Consider the following 18,916-nt stretch of genomic DNA (forward strand, 5'->3'; position numbering starts at 1 on the left):
ACGCCAATGTGTGGCTAATGCGTCTAATTGACTACCTTTACCCTCTTTGGCTTCAAACGTGATAGCAACGCTAGGTAAACTTTCGATAGGTAATGAGCCACTACCAATTTGTGAAGCACATGTCGATATCTTGATAGTGTAATTTTCACCGTAATATGCCTGAAAATGAGGTAATAACCGTTGCGCCATATCATGAATTTCTGCTTGTGGCCGAGTTAATAAGCGCAATGTTGGTATCTCAATAGCCATTTTCTCAGGTTGTTGATAAAGGCGAAGTGTTGCATTTAATGCGGCTAATGTCATTTTATCAACGCGTAATGCACGCTTGAGTGGATGACGTTGAATCGCCTCTATCCAAGATTTTTTACCTAAAATAATCCCTGCTTGTGGCCCACCTAATAATTTATCACCCGAAAAAGTGACTAAATCGATACCTTGTTGAAGGTAATCATGGGGCATGGGTTCAGCAGGTAAGCCTAAAAGGGATAAATCGGTCATTGAGCCACTACCTAAATCGATAGCTGTTGGAATATTATTTTCTTTACCTAATGCGGCTAACTCTTTACCTTCTACTTCAGCTGTAAAACCTTGAATAGCATAATTACTGGTGTGAACTTTCATTAACAAGCCAGTATTTTCGTTGATTGCGTTACGATAATCTTTTAAATGTGTGCGATTGGTTGTGCCGACTTCTTTTAAGCTACAGCCTGCTTGTATCATGACATCAGGAATGCGGAATGCACCACCAATTTCAACAAGTTCACCACGTGAAACCACGACTTCTTTTTGCGGTGCAACAGTGGCTAACATTAATAAAACAGCTGCTGCATTATTATTAACAATACATGCATCTTCAGCGCCTGTTAACTCACACAATAAATCAGCCACAGCGCGATCACGATGTCCTCTAGATGCGCCATCAAGAGAATATTCTAGCGTCGCAGGTGATCGCATGACTTGGCTTACCGCATCTATTGCAGATTCTGCGATTAAAGCGCGACCTAAATTAGTATGTAATACCGTACCTGTTAAATTAAAAACAGGTTTAATAGCATGACTTTGTTGGTTTTTAATTTGTGCTTTTAATGCACAAGCCCAATTGTTATGCCATTGAGGTAAATCATTTTTCTCACGAATATGAATACGCGCTTCTTCTTGTAGCTTTCGTAAATGCTCAGCGATAAATGTTTGACCATAACTATCAACAAGCGATGAGATATCAGCTTGATGCAATAATTTATCGACAGAGGGTAATTGACTATAAAGAGAGCGCGTATCATTTATCATGTTAATGCCTAATTATTATTCATTTGGGAACATGTAAGGGTTAATACTACTGCGAGCAAAGCCTTCTTCTTCCATTTTTGCATCAAGAATAATTGAAGCAAGATCGTCAGCAACAGCATCGACATTAGCATCTTTTTCTTGATATAAAATTTTTAAATAGCTACCACAATCACCACAACTTTCGGCTTTAACTGCGGCATTTTCGTCATCTAATGACCAGTAATTTAATTTGCCTGTGAGTTCACAGTTAGTGCACTTTATACGAACAACATGCCACTGTGTTTCACATAAATTACAGTGTAAATAACGTAAACCTTGTGTTGTACCAATCTGTACCATACTGGCGACAGGCATGCTGTTACAGACAGGGCAAAATTGACGATTTTCACCATATTCAGTTTTCGCTTTACCTGGAATATTAGAGGCTAATTGTGCCCAGTAAAGTGATAATGCTGCCCAAATAAAGACTGATTTATCAGCAGATACTTTTGAATATTCATCATTAAGTAATGCGGTTGCCATCTCTTCTAATTCATTTTCAGAAGCTTTAGAGAGATTTTCTAAGGTGACTTTGGCATTTTCAGGTACAACAGGACGTAATTCAGCAATAATTGATGTTAATAATGCATGCCAATGATTACTGCGTTGAAACGTTTTTCTATCTAAAGGTGCAATACCTGCTTTTTGGCTGAGTAATGGCGCTAAATCTAATTCTAATGGATTATCATGTAGTGCTTTTTCTTGTGCTTGTGCAATCTCAGCGGCAAATTCAAGGTAATCGGCAAATGGGTTATCTTTTGCCAGTGTTTGAAAACGTGTAGCACGACGTTGGTAAAGATTTTTCAAATTAGGAAATAATACCGGTGGAATAAAGCTAATGCTTTTTTCTGAGGGTTCTGTGCCTAATTGTTCTTTAGGAACGATGCGAATACTCATAACGTTCTATCTTCCTATCATCATTAATTTTACTGCGTGTTATCCACTGTATTTAATTTCAGAATAAATCAAAAATAGCTTAGACACCATGACAGTGGATAATGACTCAGTGATTTGTTGTTTATTTATGTGCTTTTATCTGTAAATAAAATAGAAAACGGAGGCTAATTACAGCCTCCGTTTTTTCAGACATTAGCCATTAACTACTTTTTCTTGGACTGCTTTTCGGCTTCTTCTGCTTCTTTTTTCTCTTCTTCTAAGACTTCACGATACCAGCGTGGATGGTGCTTTTTAGCCCAACCACGTGTTACCCAGCCTTCAACCATACTACGAATTGAGCCTTTAACCCAAAATGCAGCATAAGCATGAACGAGAACCGTAATAATAAGTAAGATTGCAGACAATGAGTGTACTAACAATGCGATACGAATAACGGGAATAGAAAAATAATCAGCAAAATAAGGACGCCAAATGATAATACCACTCACTGTGAGCAGAATAAGGCTAAGACTTAATGTCCAGTAGATGCCTTTCTGTCCTAAGTTATAGTGACCAATATCACCTGCTTCTTCATTTTTCAGGACTTTATGAATATTTTTAGCCCAAACTAAATCATCTTTATCAATAAAGTTATGTTTTAAATATCTGAAAAACATAAAGATAAAGAGAAATGCCATCACGCTACCCACAAATGGATGCAGTAATCGTGCAAGTTGAGGCGTTCCTAAGACATTCATAAACCAATTCAGAGAAGGGAAGAAAAAGCCCAATCCACTGAATGCAGTGAAAATAAAGACAATCACCACTACCCAGTGATTAATTCGCTCAGAAGCGGTGTGTCGAAGAATTTTATCACTTTTCTTCTTCATCATTTATGCTCCTCTTTCTTCACTGAAGTCTCTGTTTTAGAAGATGCTTCCATCTCTTTTAGTGCTTCTTCTTCATCTTCTTCATTAGTGCGGTTAGGACCAACACCTAAGTAGTGGAAGATAGCACCCGCAAATGTGGCAGCAAAACCAACAGCAGCCAGTGGTTTCCAGATCCCTTTCCAGAATTTAACTGTAGAGCTAATTTCTGGGTTTTCTGGTAATCCGTGATACAAGTTAGGCTTATCAGCATGATGAAGAACATACATAACGTGAGTTCCACCTACACCTTGTGGATCATATAAACCTGCTTTTTCATAACCACGAGTCTGTAGCTCAGAGACACGTTCATTAGCAAGATTTATCATGGATTCTTTAGAACCAAAATGAATCGCACCAGTAGGACAGGTTTTCACACATGCAGGCTCTTGGCCTACTTCAACACGGTCAACACATAATGTACATTTGTAAGCACGGTTATCTTCTTCATTGATGCGAGGCACATTGAAAGGACAACCTGCAATACAGTAACCACAACCGATACAGTGCTCAGATTGGAAGTCGACAATACCATTAGCGTATTGAATAATGGCACCTTCTGCAGGACACGCTTTTAAGCAACCAGGATCAGCGCAATGCATACAACCATCTTTACGAATTAACCATTCGAACTTGCCATTCTCTTCAACTTCAGAGAAACGCATTACTGTCCATGATTTTGCTGTTAAATCAGTTGGGTTATCGTAAACACCCACGTTAGTACCAATTTTATCGCGAATATCGTTCCATTCAGAACAAGCAACCTGACAGGCTTTACAGCCTATACAGGTTGTTACGTCGATAAGCTTTGCTACTTCTTCCTTGAAATCCCGCACTTGAGGTGCGGGAGTAAGGGAATTGGTAGCAGAGCGACGAATAATGTCTTGAGATTGCAGTGACATAATTTATCTCCTTACACCTTTTCCACATTAACAAGGAATGCTTTAAATTCAGGCGTTTGTGTATTCGCATCACCCACAAATGGCGTTAACGTATTGGCGATAAAGCCCTTCACAGCAACACCTTTAAAGCCCCAGTGAATAGGAATACCAATGGTGTCCACTTTACGACCATCAACATCAAGCGTTCTAATACGTTTAGTTACCACGGCTTTTGCCTTGATATAACCACGTTTTGAACTGACTTTAACGGTATCACCATGAGCAATGCCTTTCTCTTTAGCTAAACGATCACCAATTTCGATAAATTGTTGAGGCTGAATAATGGCATTTAACAGCGCATGTTTAGTCCAGAAGTGAAAGTGCTCTGTTAGACGATAAGTTGTACCAACATAAGGGAACTCATCGGCTTTACCCATTTGTTCCCAATCGTCTTTAAAGACACGAGCTGCTGGGTTAGAAACAACATTAGGATGTAACGGATTTGTACCTAATGGCGTTTCAATAGGCTCATAGTGCTCAGGGAATGGTCCTTCTGCCATTTTATCAATCGCAAAGAGACGTCCCATACCTTCAGGTTGCATGATAAATGGTCCTACACCTGAATCTGGTGGCGCATTGCTATAGTCAGGAACATCAATACCTGTCCATTTGCTACCATTCCATTCAATCAGTGTACGGTGTTTATCCCATGGTTTACCTTGTGGATCAGCCGATGCGCGGTTATAAAGAATACGGCGGTTAAGTGGCCATGACCACGCCCAACCTAATGTATTACCTAAACCTGATGGGTCTGAGTTATCACGGTTTGCCATTTGGTTACCCGCAGGTGTCCAGCTACCTGCAAAGATCCAACAACCACTTGCTGTTGTACCATCATCGCGTAACTGAGCAAACGAGCTAAGTTGTTGACCTTTTGGCACAATAACATTGCCATCAGCATCTTTTAAATCGACCAGTGCTTTACCATTACTTTCTTGAGCAACTTCTTCTGGTGTTGGATTATCAGGGTCAAAATAATCCCATGTCATGTTCAATACCTGTTCAGGCATTGCACCGCCTTCTTCTTTATAAAGCTGGCGTAAACGATGGAAAATACCCGATAAAATCTCACCATCACTAATCGCGATACCTGGGGCATCAGCACCTTTCCAGTGCCATTGTAACCAACGACCAGAGTTAACGATTGAACCATTTTCTTCAGCAAAACAGCAAGTTGGCAGACGGAAAACTTCTGTCTGAATGTCTTCTGTTTTTACATCATTCTCTTCACCATGATTTTGCCAGAAACACGCTGTTTCTGTATCTAGGGGATCCATAGTGACAAGGAATTTGAGCTTAGAAAGTGAGCGAGCCACCTTGTTTTTATTTGGGAATGAGGCTAAAGGATTAAAACCTTGGCAAAGGTAACCATTAACTTCACCTTTATCCATCATCTCGAAATATTGTAAAACGTCGTAGCCTTTATCCCACTTAGGTAACAGTGAGAAGCCCCAATCGTTATCACGCTGAGCATTATCTCCATAAAATGTCTTCATTAAACTTACGAAGAATTTAGGGTAATTGCCCCAGTAGTTAACTTGTCCTGGTACTGTCGCTTTTGGCGTATTCGCCGCTAAGTAAGTCTCTAATGAAGTCTGCTTTTCAGATGGCAGCGTCATATAGCCAGGTAAACTTTGTGATAACAAGCCAAGGTCAGTTAACCCTTGAATATTGGAGTGACCACGTAGTGCGTTAACACCGCCACCCGCCATACCCATATTACCTAACAGTAACTGGATCATTGCCATGGTACGAATGTTTTGAGCACCAACGGTGTGTTGTGTCCAACCTAACGCATACAAGAAAGAGGCTGTTTTATCTTTCGCTGCTGTTTCGGCGATATATTCACAAACTTGTAAGAAATCTTCTTTTGGTGTACCACAAATCTGAGTAACGACATCAGGAGTATAACGACTGACATGGTCTTTTAACAGATTCCAGACACAACGAGGATGTTGTAATGTGGTATCGCGTTTTGCGAAACCATTTTCATCCATTTCGTAGTTCCAGGTGGTTTTATCATATTGACGTTTTTCAGGATCGTAACCGCTGAATAAGCCATCATCAAAATGATAGTCTTCACGCACAATCAAACTTGCGTTGGTATAGGCTTCTACGTATTCTTTTTGATATTTTTTATTTTCAAGCAGATATAAAATCACACCCGATAAGAACGTAATATCAGTACCAGAGCGAATAGGCGTGTAGAAGTCTGCGACAGACGCAGTACGTGTGAAGCGTGGATCAATAACAATTAATTTCGCTTTATTATGGATTTTAGCTTCCATAGCCCAGCGGAAACCGACAGGGTGAGCTTCAGCCGCATTACCGCCCATAACGACGATAAGATTGGCATTTTTCATGTCAACCCAGTGGTTGGTCATCGCACCGCGACCAAATGATGGAGCAAGACTTGCTACCGTTGGTCCGTGTCAGACACGTGCTTGGTTATCGACTGCTAACATTCCAAGAGCGCGCGAGAATTTTTGAGTTAGAAAACCTGTTTCATTACTCGCCGCTGAAGCGCAAAGCATCCCCGTTGTTAACCAACGGTTGACTTCAACACCTTCTTTATTGAATTTTTGGAAATTGGCATCACGGTCTTTCTTGATTAATCGTGCAATACGATTAAATGTTTCATCCCATGACAACGGCTCCCATTTATTCGAGCCGGGTGCTCGATATTCAGGTTGTTGTAAGCGCCCTTTACTGTGAACAAAATCCACTAAACCAGCACCTTTAGGGCATAGTGCACCACGGTTTACTGGATGATCAGGGTCACCCTCTATATGGAATATGGTTTCTTTCGCGTTTTTCGCGCCATCGCCCAGACTATACATTAATAGTCCGCAACCGACAGAACAGTACGTACAGGTATTGCGGGTTTCGCGTGCACGTAGTAATTTATACTGACGTGAACCAGCTAACGCAACTGCAGGTGCAAAACCTAGCGCAGCCGCCGTAGTACCTGCCATACCGCCAGCACAGATCTTAAAGAACTGTCTTCTGCTGACCTGCATGGGGTCTCTCCTCATCAAACATTGCTTTTACTGACTCTGATTTTCATCAAGAAAATGGAGCTAATTGTTTTTTATTCCTACTATCCTTAATAGGATCAGGTTCATTGCCTGATAGGTAGTGTAAAATCGTTTTACCCATACTGTTATTATGTATTAATAAATTTAGGAATTCATCTAATGGATGAAACAAAATCGAAAGAATTGTTAACTAAACGTGTGAACATTGGCGTAGATCAAACAATTGTGCAACACAAAGGCACACTTGGACATGAAGAACGCGACTATATTGCACTCGAAGTACCTGTTGCATTAGTTTACAACGGAATTTCTCACGTCGTTATGATGGCTAGCCCTAAAAATTTAGAATTATTCGCTATTGGCTTCTCATTATCAGAAGGGATTATCGAATCTTCTAACGAAATTCGTGGTATTGAGATAGTCGAAAGTTGCCATGGGGGTATTGAAGTACAAATTGAATTATCCAGTCGACGTTTTATGGGATTAAAAGAACGCCGTCGTAGTATGGCTGGGCGTACTGGATGTGGTATTTGTGGAACAGAGCAACTCGAAGAGATTTTTCGTCCCATTGCGCCATTACCTTTTACGCAAACATTCTCTCTTTCTCATCTTGATAATGGTTTAGATCAGATGAAATCAGTTCAAGAAATCGGTGAATTAACAGGTTGTACGCATGCTGCTGTTTGGCTTTCACCAGAAGGACAAATGCAAGGTGGTTGTGAAGATGTAGGACGACATGTGGCACTTGATAAATTATTAGGCATGAAAGCCAAAGAGAGTTGGCATAACGGCGCTGTATTAGTCTCTAGTCGTGCAAGTTATGAAATGGTACAGAAATCTGCAATGTGTGGTGTTGAAATTGTCTTTGCCGTATCGGCAGCAACTTCTTTAGCCGTTGAAGTGGCTAATAAATATAATGTGACATTAGTGGGATTTTGCCGTCGTGGAAGAGCGACAATATTTACTCATCCACAACGACTCACTAATTAAAAAGGCAAAATAGGCAATACTTTCTCACTTATGTCATATTTTTTAGAATAATAAGAAAAAGAGTTATTAAATTAAAAAACTAAGAGGTATATGACCATAATTGACCGAGTTTATAATCCCACTCTTGAGGCTTGATAGGAATGCGCCCTGCGTTGGGCGTAAAGGTTATTTCGCTAAAGAGTAATTCATGTTCAGACATTAAGAAATCAACACGACAATAAACAAAATTATCAGCAAGTGCCGTTGCCAACTTTAACATTTTTTCAAACTGTTTTGGCTTTTGAACAAATTCTGGAGTATTGGGGTCTTCTAACGTAAAAGGTTGCAATTGCCAATTTGTATCGTAAACATTGATATATTCCTCTCCCTTTGCATCTGAAATATCAATTTCAGCGTAATGAGGTTTCCCATGAAAACAATGAATACGGCATGTTGTTGGTATCATTGGGCAATATGTATCAAAGAGATCGATATACTCTTCACAAATAATCTGTGATTTAATATGTTTGTAGTGCCATTCACGAGTGACATAGTAAAGATTACGCTTTAAATGAAAAAGTAATTTCTTTTTTGCTGTTTCAAGATCAAATGTTTTTTTATCAAGGCAAATAATGGTACTGCCACTATCATGATTACATTTTAAAACGAAACGCTCAGGTAATAGATTAAGGTCTATTTCATTTGGATGAGAATATTGATGCACAATAGGCACAAGGTATTGAGCCCCTATTTTTTCAGTAACATATTCTCTTACTTTAATCTTATCGGCTAAACGGGTATAGATAGGGTTTCTATCAAATAGCATTCGCGCATTAATTTTTTCATTTAATGATGTTGGTGTAGAAAAACAAGGTTGATAGCCTAAGTTACGAATAAATTTATTTTTTAAATAAACACTATCAGGTAATAAAATCGTACGTAATTGTTTGAAATAATATTCTATAATTTTCATAAGCCAATGTGTATTCTAAATGTTTAAGTAAAATAAAATAATTTTTATTAAAATGTTTCCAAAAATTAAGAATTAATTAATTTGTAGATAAGTGAGTTATCGGTAAGTGATTAATAGAGATTTTTATTTTATTTATTATCGATATTTATAAAAATGAAAGATGGCGATAAGTTAATAGCCATAACTAATTTTAAAATAAGAGAGGATTTTTGACATTAAGAGATAATTAATAAAAATATAATTGCTTAAGAATATATTAATTATAAATCAGCTAATCAGACGACCATTTAGTGACATTAATCGGTCTATCCCAATTATGAAAACGTAATCCTTTACCTGTTCTATTGCCATGAGCATCTAATATTTCATAATATTCTTCAACAATTTGGCTACGTCCACGTTCCCATTCATTGGTTGTTGCAAAAGGATCAATTAAATAAATATCGCCAACAACAGTATACAGTTCACCTAGATAGCGTATTTTTTTTGTACTGGTGGTGGAATAATGAGAAAACATAATTTTATAGGTTTTGTAGTGCTCAGGTTGACCATAAGGGCCATATTTCATCGCAATATAGCGAATACCTTGAGGTTCTAAAGGACTTGTGCCGCCAGGAATAGGCATATCAGGGGTGATATTAAAAAGAGTATAACGCGAGCCTATTGTTGGTTGTCTTAATGCTTGGCGATAACTATGAGTATCCATACCAGAAGCTGCCCACGTTCTATCTACCAACCCATTTCCTGCCTGACACAAGCAAGATATTCCTAATAGAAAAAAAAATATAACGAGGGATTTTGCTGACATAAGGACTCCTTTATTCTCATTATGATGCCAATAAATAAAGAATTTGTTCCGTGAAACAACGGTATATAACGCGGTTATTTCTAGCGGTTATCTTGTTTCATTCAAAAAATTGATTAAAAAAGAAAAACAACTGAATATATTTTAAACAAAAACAAGATAGCCAATTGCAACTTGCGTTAGTTGTTACTGGGTTAAGTTTGGCGCTTGTACCGAAAAGTGTACAATTGATTTGAAATAAAAAAGAATAACGCGACTACCTTTGAATGGACTATATACATTATGGGGTATAAGTATTATTTAGAATAATTGCATTCAAAATAAAGATCGTGATCCCGTTATTAAAATTATTTCTAAAGAAATAAATAAATTATTAACTAATAAAAATTAATTTAGTGCTGTTAAATTATTAATTATTAATTTTTAAATTGGATGTTTAAATATTAGCTTTCCGTTTATTTAATTGATAATTAAAGTAATTTAAATAAGGGATTGTGATCTAAATCACAAAAATAAATATTTATAAATAGCTTTTTTTTAACGTTTTTAAATAAAAATTCAAATTAAAACATTAAATTAAAATAATCTCATTAACTTAAGTGTGGTTAATTAAAATCTAAGTTATTAAAAATAGTTATTTACAATAAAGGTAACTGGTTTTAAATTTAATTTCGAAGGGGAAGACAAATATTTCACAGCATGTCTGCCTAGTGAAATGAGAATATAATATATATTCCATAAACATGGATAATCTATAAATAATATAGACTATCCTCATTCAATAAATGATAAGGATATTGTTATGATGAAACTCAGTAAATTAACATCCATATTAATCGTATTATTTAGTGCAAATATGGCACAGGCTGAAATTCACTTTAAGCAAAGTGGTCCATCAACAACCTTGAAGATAGGTGGAAGTGATTCTATTAGTCGAGGTCCACATGCAACGGCTGGTGGTGAGCCAGGTGTTGGGGTCAGTAGTGTATATCGTGGTACAAAAATTGGCTTTGCATCAATAGTTTCTCATTCAACAGCAGATGAGAAGGGGATTTATACCATTGAAGCAAATGAAAATACGCCTCGAAGCCATCGAAATATGGGGGTTTTTCACTTTGCTAAAATAACTGATGCAAATGTCTATTTTGGGGATTGGGCGCAAACCTCATCTGTGACTGATGCAACACATCAAACCTATTATATAGGTAAAGATGTAACAACCACACTACCAACAGATAATGCTTCCTATTCGGTAACGGGTATTAGCCAATATAATGGTAATAACTTGCTGACGGGTACTTTTGATGTTGATTTTTCACAGAAAAAAATCGAAGGTTCTCTTTCTAATAGTGACCGCACGATTACTTTAGAAAGTGGTAATCTCTATCATGCTAATAATGAAGTTACCCTATCAGCCACTGCGAAAGAAGGGGAAATAACAGGAGAAGTTGAAGGTGCCTTCTTTGGTGAAGAAGCACAAGCATTAGCAGGTATGATGGTATTTAGTAGTGACCATACCAAAGATATCGGATTTGGTGGTGTAAAAAACAGCAGTGAAATAGAAGAAATTGATGAATCAGCACAAGAAAGTGAAGCAACATCAAGCACGGATGCAAGCTAATAATATGATTAAAGGATTATTGTTAATAATAAATCCATAAACTCATACTATTTTAATAGTAATATTAGTGGTTATTAGCTAATCATTAGCAACAGATAATCTGAGATAGGATTATCTGTTTTTTTTTATGGAAAAGAAACCGATTAAAGGAAATAGATCGGAATTTATAATAAGGGAATACCATGAGTTCTTTTTGGAAGATAAGCCAATTACTTGTTATTGTAAACAGTCTTTTATTTCCAATAACAAGTATTAGCCAATCATTAATCGAACAAGAAATCACCCCCCATTTTATTAATAAACAGCGCTCAGATATCGGTGCTGCTTTATACCACGCGTTACAACAACAATATTGGCAAGAGGCAGAACAATTATTACAGCAATATCAGCAAATTCACTTACATGAAACGCTTCTTGTTAATTATGCCAATGCGTTACTTTCCCAAGTTAATGGTAATTTTTTACAAAGTGAATACTATTATCAGCAACAACTCAAGGATAAACCTGACTTTATTCCCGCTAAAACGGGGATTATTCAGCTTTATATCCAACAAAAGGATTATAAAAAAGCCCAAAGAGCCTTAAATGAATTAAAGCAATTTGCTGATTTATCTCCTGCTGTTTTACAATCTATTCATTATTATGAAAATAAGATCTCTACTTATTTTCAAGGCCTGCGCATTTATCAAATGAGCATTATCTACAATGATAATGTTAATCAGGCCTCTTATCGCACTGAAGATGTGATTTCTAAAAAAAGGGGAGTAAAGGTAACTAGAAAAAGTGCTAAACCAACCCGTTCACGGGGTTACGCCCATTTCTTTTCTTATTATCAACCTTATTTTATAACACCAGCACATAAGCTTTCGAGTTATATTAGTGCAAAAATAATCGACTACCCTTCTTATACTCAAGCGAGTCATCACCTTTTTTATGCACAGTTTCATTATCATTATCGTGCTTCTCACTATCAATGGTCACTTTCCTCATTGTATGAAATGAAAGCTCATTATTCCAAATTAGAATATCAATTATGGGGAGGCGGATATTCATTTATTAAGTTTTTAAATAAAAATCATGTTATTAATATTCATGGTGACTATAAAATAAAAAAATATCGAAAAGAATTTATTAATTTAAACGATAATGAATTATCACAATCTGTTAATTATAAATATAAAATTAATAATCAATTACTGTTAATAAATCAAATAACATATCAAATAAATCGTAAAAAAAATCATTTATTAAACTATCACCGTTATGGTATAAAAACAGGTGTCGACTATTTATTAAATTCCACATGGGATATCTCATTTTTTTTACATTATCACGTTAAACGTTTTAATTATTACAATCCATTTTTACAGAAAAAAAGAGAAGATACTGAAATTATCTTTACAACAAAAATAAAAAGAAAAGCCCCCATTATATGGGGATTTTATCCAATGGCTGAATTACGTTATACCCGAAATTTAAGCAATGTAAGCTGGTTATATCATTATCATCAACATGAAGTGTTATTTAAATTGGAAAAAACATTTTAATTAAATAAATAACTTTCATTATTAATAAATAGGTAGAATAATGTACTCAATATTTTTTCGGAAACGAAATTTAGTATCTTTATTTGTTTCATTTACACTATTACCCTTACATTACGTGGTTTATGCCGATGAGAAAAAAACAGATTTAGGTCATATTCAAATTTCAGATAATAAAGAAAAAGATAAACAAGGTTATGCTCAAGTTTATGAAAAAGATGTGGCTAATATCTATTTAGGTAAAGAATTATTAGAACGTTATCAAGGTGTTTCGCCTGCGGATTTATTAAAAAGTGCCATAGGTGTCTATAGTGGTGATGCACGTAATGGTGGCGCGATTGATCCTAATATTCGTGGAATACAAGGGCAAGGGCGCATTCCTGTTACGGTTGATGGCACAGAGCAAGCGATTACGGTATATCGTGGTTATAGTGGTGCTTCTAACCGAAATTATATTGATTCAAACTTAATCAGCAGTATTTATATTGAAAAAGGCCCCTCGTTTACACCCGATATGAAAACAGGAATAGGTGGCGGTATTGCGATAAAGACATTAGATATTCGTGATATTGTGCCTATTGGTGAGTCTTTTGGTATTAATCTTAAAGGGGATATTAGTAATAATACAACACGCTATAAACGTATTTATACTAATATGGTAGAAGAATATCGTAATTATCCCAAATTTTTTCAAGATGGCGCTTTTATTATTGATCCTGCTTTAGAAATAACACCACAAAAGCAAAAAATAACCCGTTTTAAAGATTACTCATTACGTTTAGGTGTTGGTTTTGAAAAAGAAAAATTTAACCTTTTATTTGCTTATGCATTACGGGAAAAAGGAAATTATATAGCAGGTAAAAGAAATGCAAACAAATATAAAGAATCAGATAAAGATACATTAAAATCAATATTTGTGGGGGATGGTAAACGAAATTTCGAGCCTTATTTACCCTTTATTGCTCATATCTATCGACCCAATAATGAAGTCTCTAATACCTCAAGCCGTAATCGCTCTTCTTTGGTTAAAGGCACACTTTTTCCTCAAGCTACACACCGTTTTTCAATGAATTATCGATACACCAATCTTTTATTTGGCGATATTATGCCCTCTCGATTAAATTGGGTTCGCTATAATAAAAATGTCGTTAATCAATGGCCTTTAGCTGATATTACACAACATGTTGGCGCATTAACTTACCAATGGAAACCCGAAGATAATAAAAAAGATTTGCTTTTGCGTTTTTGGGGTAATTTAACCTCAGGGCATACGAATACACGAGGCGGTAAACCAAGGGAGCCTAAAAATATAGACTATTATAGAAACCGTAATACTCAGTGGTCTTATAATACAGATACTAGCTTTATCGATACCGCCTCTCTTTATCAAGATAATAATCGTTATGGGACTGATATCTCCTCTACTGTTCAATTATCGCCGTATTTTTCAGCCTCATTTACTGGAAATTACCAATATGAGCAGTTATCAAATTCAGAAATTGATTCATCAACATGGTTTAATCCATTTGTTACTGGTGGGCGCAGTGGTAAACGTCATGAATTAAGCCTTGCTTTATCTACAGATTGGAAACCGCTTAATTGGTTATCTGTCAGTGTTGGTGGTAAATATCAATACTATCGCTTAAGTGATGATTATTTAAATGAAAAACGCCGAAATAAAGTTGAGGCTTATAAAAAAAGAACCCCAATAAGAGGGTATGTTGTTAATTATAAGCGTGTATTAACACCACAAGAATATCTTTATTATCGTGCTATTTATCTTATTGATGTTGAGACATTACCGGATGAATTAAAACGCTTTCGCATTGACCCGGAAATAACGCAAAAAATACGAGATTTTAGAACAATTAAATTTATTTATCCTGAATATGAAAAACTCTCACCCGAAGAAAGAAACGCTATTTTAAATCGCCCTGAAATAAAAACGCATCAGATAGAAATGATGTTTGATGATTATATTCGTGATGCCCAAGGGAACTTACAAATAAAATCACCAAAAAAAATACCGATGAAGCTTGAAGCTACCGCATGGTTATATAATGAACATGGACAGCTTCCTGCGAGTAAAAATATTTTACTTAATGGTTATATTGATCTTAATGAAAAAACAATTAACCCCATGACGGGAGAGCAGGTTTATAAATATGAAATGATCCCTATGTCGAAAGGTCAGGAAATTTACATTGATGAAACCAATAAAGACCCTTACCAAGAAGAGCCTGCTTATCAGCATAAAGCATGGTCACCGTTAATTTCTGCAACAGTTTACGCGAATGATATGTTGAGGTTTTATGGTCGCTATACAGAGCAATTACGTTTACCGACATTATTTGAAGATACCAGTGGTTTTTCTGGTTCAAAAGCCAATTATTATGGCTTTAAACTAAAACCAGAGCGCGCAAAAAGCACAGAGCTAGGTGTTGTACTTGATTTATCTCAGTGGCTGAATGCACAACGCCATGCTGATATTAAACTTAATTATTTTAATACGCATATTGAGAATGTATTTGATAGGGACCACAATTGGCAAATAGTCCAATTAGAAAAGCAAATATTATCGGGTGCTGAATTACAGGCACGTTTTGATAATGGCTTTCTTTTTATCGATACCGCCTTGGTCTATAGCCATAAGAATTTAGTTTGTGATGAAAATGCTTTTCGGTTTATTGATTTTGCAGGGCTTTTAGGTGCTAAACAATGCATGACAGGGGGATACCCCGGTGGTTTTTTACGAACGTCTATTCAGCCTAAATATTCTGTTAATTTCCATATTGGCACGCGGTGGTTAAATGATACGTTAGAAATAGGTAGCCGTTGGCTTTATTCTTCTGAGGTAGAAAATAAAGATGAAAAATGGTTAAAAGAAAAATTACCACAAACTTACTTTGGTCAGAATAATAATCCAATGCGTTGGGCAAAGGTCTTTACCGTCGATGCCTATTTAAATTATCAATATAATCCGAATCTATCTTTTGAAATTGTGGGAAGTAATTTACTTGATGAATATTACATCGACCCATTAACGCGTTCAGGTATGCCAGCACCAGGGCGCACAATAAAGTTTGGTATTACGGCACAATTTTAATCAAAAGATAAAGGAATTTATTTATGATAACGCTTTCTGTTAGGCAACCGACTACGTTTAATTATTGGCTAATTGCTATTTTCTTTGGCTATTTTTCATTGTTAAGTTGGGGATTACATCTTATTAAACTAACAGAAAGCGCTCATTCTATTACGCAATTTCAAAAAGAGATATTATCGGTTTATCAAATCGCTTTTTCACGGCCTCAACAACAAACGGTAATGTTAGAGCCTCTTGTGGAAAATCAACTACAAAAATCCCCCATTGTATTGCCCATATCAGAAATGGGAAAATGGATTGAGGTAAAGAAAAAAACATTATCACCTGTTGAAAAGCCAATACCACAAAAAACAATAATTGAAAAAAAAGAAATAAAAAAGAAAGTAATAGAAAAACCTATACCACCTAAAAAGGAAATAACTGAGAGTAAAATAGCACAAACGACATCGTCAGCATCTTCAGAAAATCTTTCATCTCATCTTGCTAGCTCTCAGGCAGGCCGTTCACAAGCGTTAAGTGAAAAAGGTATTGGGAAGGGTGAATTTGAAAATGAATATATCAGTGCATTACGTCGAGAAATTGAAAAATATAAACGTTATCCCACTCAGGCAAAAAGAATGAGGCAAGAAGGGAATGTTGTTATGCGTTTTATATTAACACCAGACGGAAAAATTTCACAAATTGCTGTTGAGCGCTCGTCATCTATTTCATCATTAGATAATGCCGCAATAGCTGCACTAAAAAGAGTAAAACCTATCGGTCCTAAGCCTGATAATTTACAAAATCCATTGGTAGTCACACTTAATTTTAAACTACATGAATAACAAATAAAAAGAACACTTATAAATAAACAGTTAAGTGTTCTTTTATTAAATTATTTTTTCTTTTCTATTTTCTAATTAGAAAAGAACCGTGATATCTGATAATAAGGTATTAGGTTTTGAAAAATAACAGTGGAAATAGAGGTTTTTTTCATTATCTCCTAATAAATTATATTCTAACTCAAGTTGATAAGTATAAAAGTAAGCTTTGTTCTTGCTAATTGGGTGATTCAATAATGGTATGGCTTTATAAATAATATTAGATTGACTATGACCTAGAGTAAATTCACTTGATGCTATTAAGGTGCCATTTGTTGCATTCCCTGTTCTTACTGATAATGAAACGGATTGTTCACTTTCGTTTGCGCATTGCAGTAAAATTGTCATGGTTTGGTGATGAGTGTTTTTTCCTAGTGCTTCTTCTGTTGGTAAACAAAAATAAGCATTTTGGTTAAGCAAAATACAATTTTTACCCACTAATGCATCACTATAGCCGTACTGCGCTTTACTTAATTCAGAATCAAAACCGTGATTGAGATCTAACTCATAACTTTTTTGTTTTATAGGTTGGCGATTTTCTATTTCGAGAGGTTGAGAGGCATAACCTTCATAAAAACGAAATATTGGGCTAGATTCGGTTAACCAAGCACCAGAATCATCTCGACAATCTTTACCATTATGGCGGCTGGAATAAAGATTAACGCCATTAAAACAATATCCCGGAATATTAAGATGATATTTATTATCTCGATTACCTTCTCCAACAGTAAAACTTTTGTTATTAACATCATCAAGTACCATATATTTTAATGCACCCCAAGGTGTATCAGAAATATAGCGAACAGACGGTAATATTTGAGTTGGTGATAAATAAGATTTTTGACTATCAGGTAAAAAGAAGGTTTCTGTTTTTAATATATCACGGCTATCACCGGTGACACCTTTACAGCCTTCATACTGAAAACTATCAGGTTTTTTTTCTGGGCTTAAGTAATTTTGTTTAATGCGAATAACTGCATCAATATGTGAATAGGTTTCGATGCTTTGTATCATTGACATTCTATGCAATATATCTTTACCCATATCAAAATAGGTATCGTAATAATTTCGCTTATCTTCAGCACTGTAATCGTGGCCATAAAGCTCTAAGCTATTCCAACGAGTAAGTGGTGTTCCTAGCTCTATTTCAAAACTGCGTTTTACCCATGATTGATAGAATGAAAGCCCCGAAGTATAAATTCCCGATAAAAATGTATTCGCTTTATTGTAATTATCTTTAAATACGCCTGATATCTGTTGATAAATAGCTTTATGAATGCTGGTATTAAATTTATCAATATTGTCTCTGAGTGTTTTTAAATTACTTTTAAAATAATCATTATTTAATTCAAGTTTGTCTTTATTCGTTAATATATCGCAGTGTGCAGCAACAAACAGTGCGCAACAGTGGCAATAAAAAGGAAGCCCTGCTGATTGTGCTAAATTTAGCACTATGGGTTGTTGGGCTACAATCGTTGCAATAACATCATCAAAACGATTGAGAACTTGTTCTCGTAAATCTTTGAGTTGTTGTTCGCTATAGGTTGTTTGTGGATCTAAATAGTTATGAAGTGTATCTGAAAATAGTTTGTAAACGTCACTTATTCCCTCTGTTGTTAGTTTGATTATCTGAACATTATTGTCTGTTATTTTGGCGTCAATAATACGAGAAACATGATCTATAATTTGATTCGCGAGTGACGTATCTTTTAAATTTTTATTAAGTAAGCCAAAAAGAGCAGATGTAATTTTTGATAATACACCGCCTACAATAGGAATTAAGCCAATAATATGTCCAACGACGACTTCACCGACAACAATGGGTGCATTAAGTGGATCTTGATGATTAAATTCATCAACGACAGTTGGAAATATATTACTATTTCTACTTATCATATCCAGCATTCCGTCTTTTAAATCCTTATATTCAA

At 35.7% G+C, this 18,916-nt stretch carries 13 protein-coding genes; 5 read left to right on the top strand and 8 right to left on the bottom strand.

The features are described from left to right. The 5 genes from selA to fdnG all read right to left on the bottom strand — a co-directional run. On the bottom strand, positions 1–1,287 hold a 1,287-nt coding region (selA, locus tag M983_RS08375; protein ID WP_066749627.1), incomplete at its 3' end, for an L-seryl-tRNA(Sec) selenium transferase. A 15-nt stretch (positions 1,288–1,302) separates the two neighbouring features. Next, complete coding sequence (fdhE, locus tag M983_RS08380; RefSeq protein ID WP_066749628.1) at positions 1,303–2,223, bottom strand: formate dehydrogenase accessory protein FdhE; 921 nt, start codon at positions 2,221–2,223, stop codon at positions 1,303–1,305. A gap of 203 nt (positions 2,224–2,426) precedes the next feature. Next, positions 2,427–3,095 (bottom strand): formate dehydrogenase cytochrome b556 subunit, encoded by a 669-nt coding sequence (fdoI, locus tag M983_RS08385; RefSeq protein WP_066749629.1) that lies wholly within the window; start codon positions 3,093–3,095, stop codon positions 2,427–2,429. Continuing rightward, positions 3,092–4,030, bottom strand: coding sequence for a formate dehydrogenase subunit beta (fdxH, locus tag M983_RS08390; RefSeq protein WP_066749630.1), 939 nt, complete (start codon positions 4,028–4,030; stop codon positions 3,092–3,094). The genes fdoI and fdxH overlap by 4 nt, the downstream gene beginning before the upstream one ends. 11 nt (positions 4,031–4,041) lie before the next feature. Continuing rightward, a complete protein-coding gene (gene fdnG / locus M983_RS08395) occupies positions 4,042–7,089 on the bottom strand; it encodes a formate dehydrogenase-N subunit alpha (protein ID WP_157091941.1) in 3,048 nt (1,015 codons plus the stop codon). A gap of 177 nt (positions 7,090–7,266) precedes the next feature. Between fdnG and fdhD the strand changes: the two genes are divergently transcribed. Beyond that, entirely contained in the window at positions 7,267–8,097 is an 831-nt protein-coding gene (fdhD, locus tag M983_RS08405) for a formate dehydrogenase accessory sulfurtransferase FdhD (RefSeq protein WP_066749633.1), read from the top strand. A 79-nt stretch (positions 8,098–8,176) separates the two neighbouring features. Here the strand turns inward: fdhD and M983_RS08410 are convergent, their stop codons facing one another. Next, positions 8,177–9,049, bottom strand: coding sequence for an ATP-grasp fold amidoligase family protein (locus M983_RS08410; RefSeq protein ID WP_066749634.1), 873 nt, complete (start codon positions 9,047–9,049; stop codon positions 8,177–8,179). A gap of 271 nt (positions 9,050–9,320) precedes the next feature. Further along, positions 9,321–9,857 (bottom strand): UmoA family flagellar biogenesis regulator, encoded by a 537-nt coding sequence (gene umoA, locus M983_RS08415; RefSeq protein WP_066749635.1) that lies wholly within the window; start codon positions 9,855–9,857, stop codon positions 9,321–9,323. A gap of 799 nt (positions 9,858–10,656) precedes the next feature. Here umoA and M983_RS08420 point away from each other — a divergent pair. The 4 genes from M983_RS08420 (at position 10,657) to M983_RS08435 (ending at position 16,949) form a co-directional block, all read left to right on the top strand. Next, positions 10,657–11,475 carry a Slam-dependent surface lipoprotein gene (locus M983_RS08420; protein WP_066749636.1) on the top strand — a complete coding sequence of 273 codons (819 nt, stop codon included), beginning with the start codon at positions 10,657–10,659 and terminating at the stop codon, positions 11,473–11,475. 182 nt (positions 11,476–11,657) lie between these two features. Beyond that, entirely contained in the window at positions 11,658–13,022 is a 1,365-nt protein-coding gene (locus M983_RS08425; protein WP_066749637.1) for a surface lipoprotein assembly modifier, read from the top strand. 40 nt (positions 13,023–13,062) lie between these two features. Next, on the top strand, positions 13,063–16,125 hold the full coding sequence (locus M983_RS08430; RefSeq protein ID WP_066749638.1) for a TonB-dependent receptor domain-containing protein: 3,063 nt from the start codon (positions 13,063–13,065) through the stop codon (positions 16,123–16,125). A gap of 23 nt (positions 16,126–16,148) precedes the next feature. After that, complete coding sequence (locus M983_RS08435; protein WP_066749639.1) at positions 16,149–16,949, top strand: energy transducer TonB; 801 nt, start codon at positions 16,149–16,151, stop codon at positions 16,947–16,949. A 75-nt stretch (positions 16,950–17,024) separates the two neighbouring features. Here M983_RS08435 and M983_RS08440 read toward each other — a convergent pair. Beyond that, positions 17,025–18,916, bottom strand: a 1,892-nt coding sequence (locus M983_RS08440; protein WP_245684032.1) for an insecticidal delta-endotoxin Cry8Ea1 family protein, incomplete at its 5' end; no start/stop codon positions are given.

Origin of the sequence: Proteus myxofaciens ATCC 19692 (assembly GCF_001654855.1) — a bacterium.
Classification (GTDB): domain Bacteria; phylum Pseudomonadota; class Gammaproteobacteria; order Enterobacterales; family Enterobacteriaceae; genus Proteus; species Proteus myxofaciens.

What these genes read in the sequence shown, in the direction of transcription:
- fdhE (WP_066749628.1), bottom strand. Translation starts at nt 2,223, where the DNA reads ATGAGTATTCGCATCGTTCCTAAAGAACAATTAGGCACAGAACCCTCA.
- fdoI (WP_066749629.1), bottom strand. Translation starts at nt 3,095, where the DNA reads ATGATGAAGAAGAAAAGTGATAAAATTCTTCGACACACCGCTTCTGAG.
- fdxH (WP_066749630.1), bottom strand. Translation starts at nt 4,030, where the DNA reads ATGTCACTGCAATCTCAAGACATTATTCGTCGCTCTGCTACCAATTCC.
- fdhD (WP_066749633.1), top strand. Translation starts at nt 7,267, where the DNA reads ATGGATGAAACAAAATCGAAAGAATTGTTAACTAAACGTGTGAACATT.
- M983_RS08410 (WP_066749634.1), bottom strand. Translation starts at nt 9,049, where the DNA reads ATGAAAATTATAGAATATTATTTCAAACAATTACGTACGATTTTATTA.
- umoA (WP_066749635.1), bottom strand. Translation starts at nt 9,857, where the DNA reads ATGTCAGCAAAATCCCTCGTTATATTTTTTTTTCTATTAGGAATATCT.
- M983_RS08420 (WP_066749636.1), top strand. Translation starts at nt 10,657, where the DNA reads ATGATGAAACTCAGTAAATTAACATCCATATTAATCGTATTATTTAGT.
- M983_RS08425 (WP_066749637.1), top strand. Translation starts at nt 11,658, where the DNA reads ATGAGTTCTTTTTGGAAGATAAGCCAATTACTTGTTATTGTAAACAGT.
- M983_RS08430 (WP_066749638.1), top strand. Translation starts at nt 13,063, where the DNA reads ATGTACTCAATATTTTTTCGGAAACGAAATTTAGTATCTTTATTTGTT.
- M983_RS08435 (WP_066749639.1), top strand. Translation starts at nt 16,149, where the DNA reads ATGATAACGCTTTCTGTTAGGCAACCGACTACGTTTAATTATTGGCTA.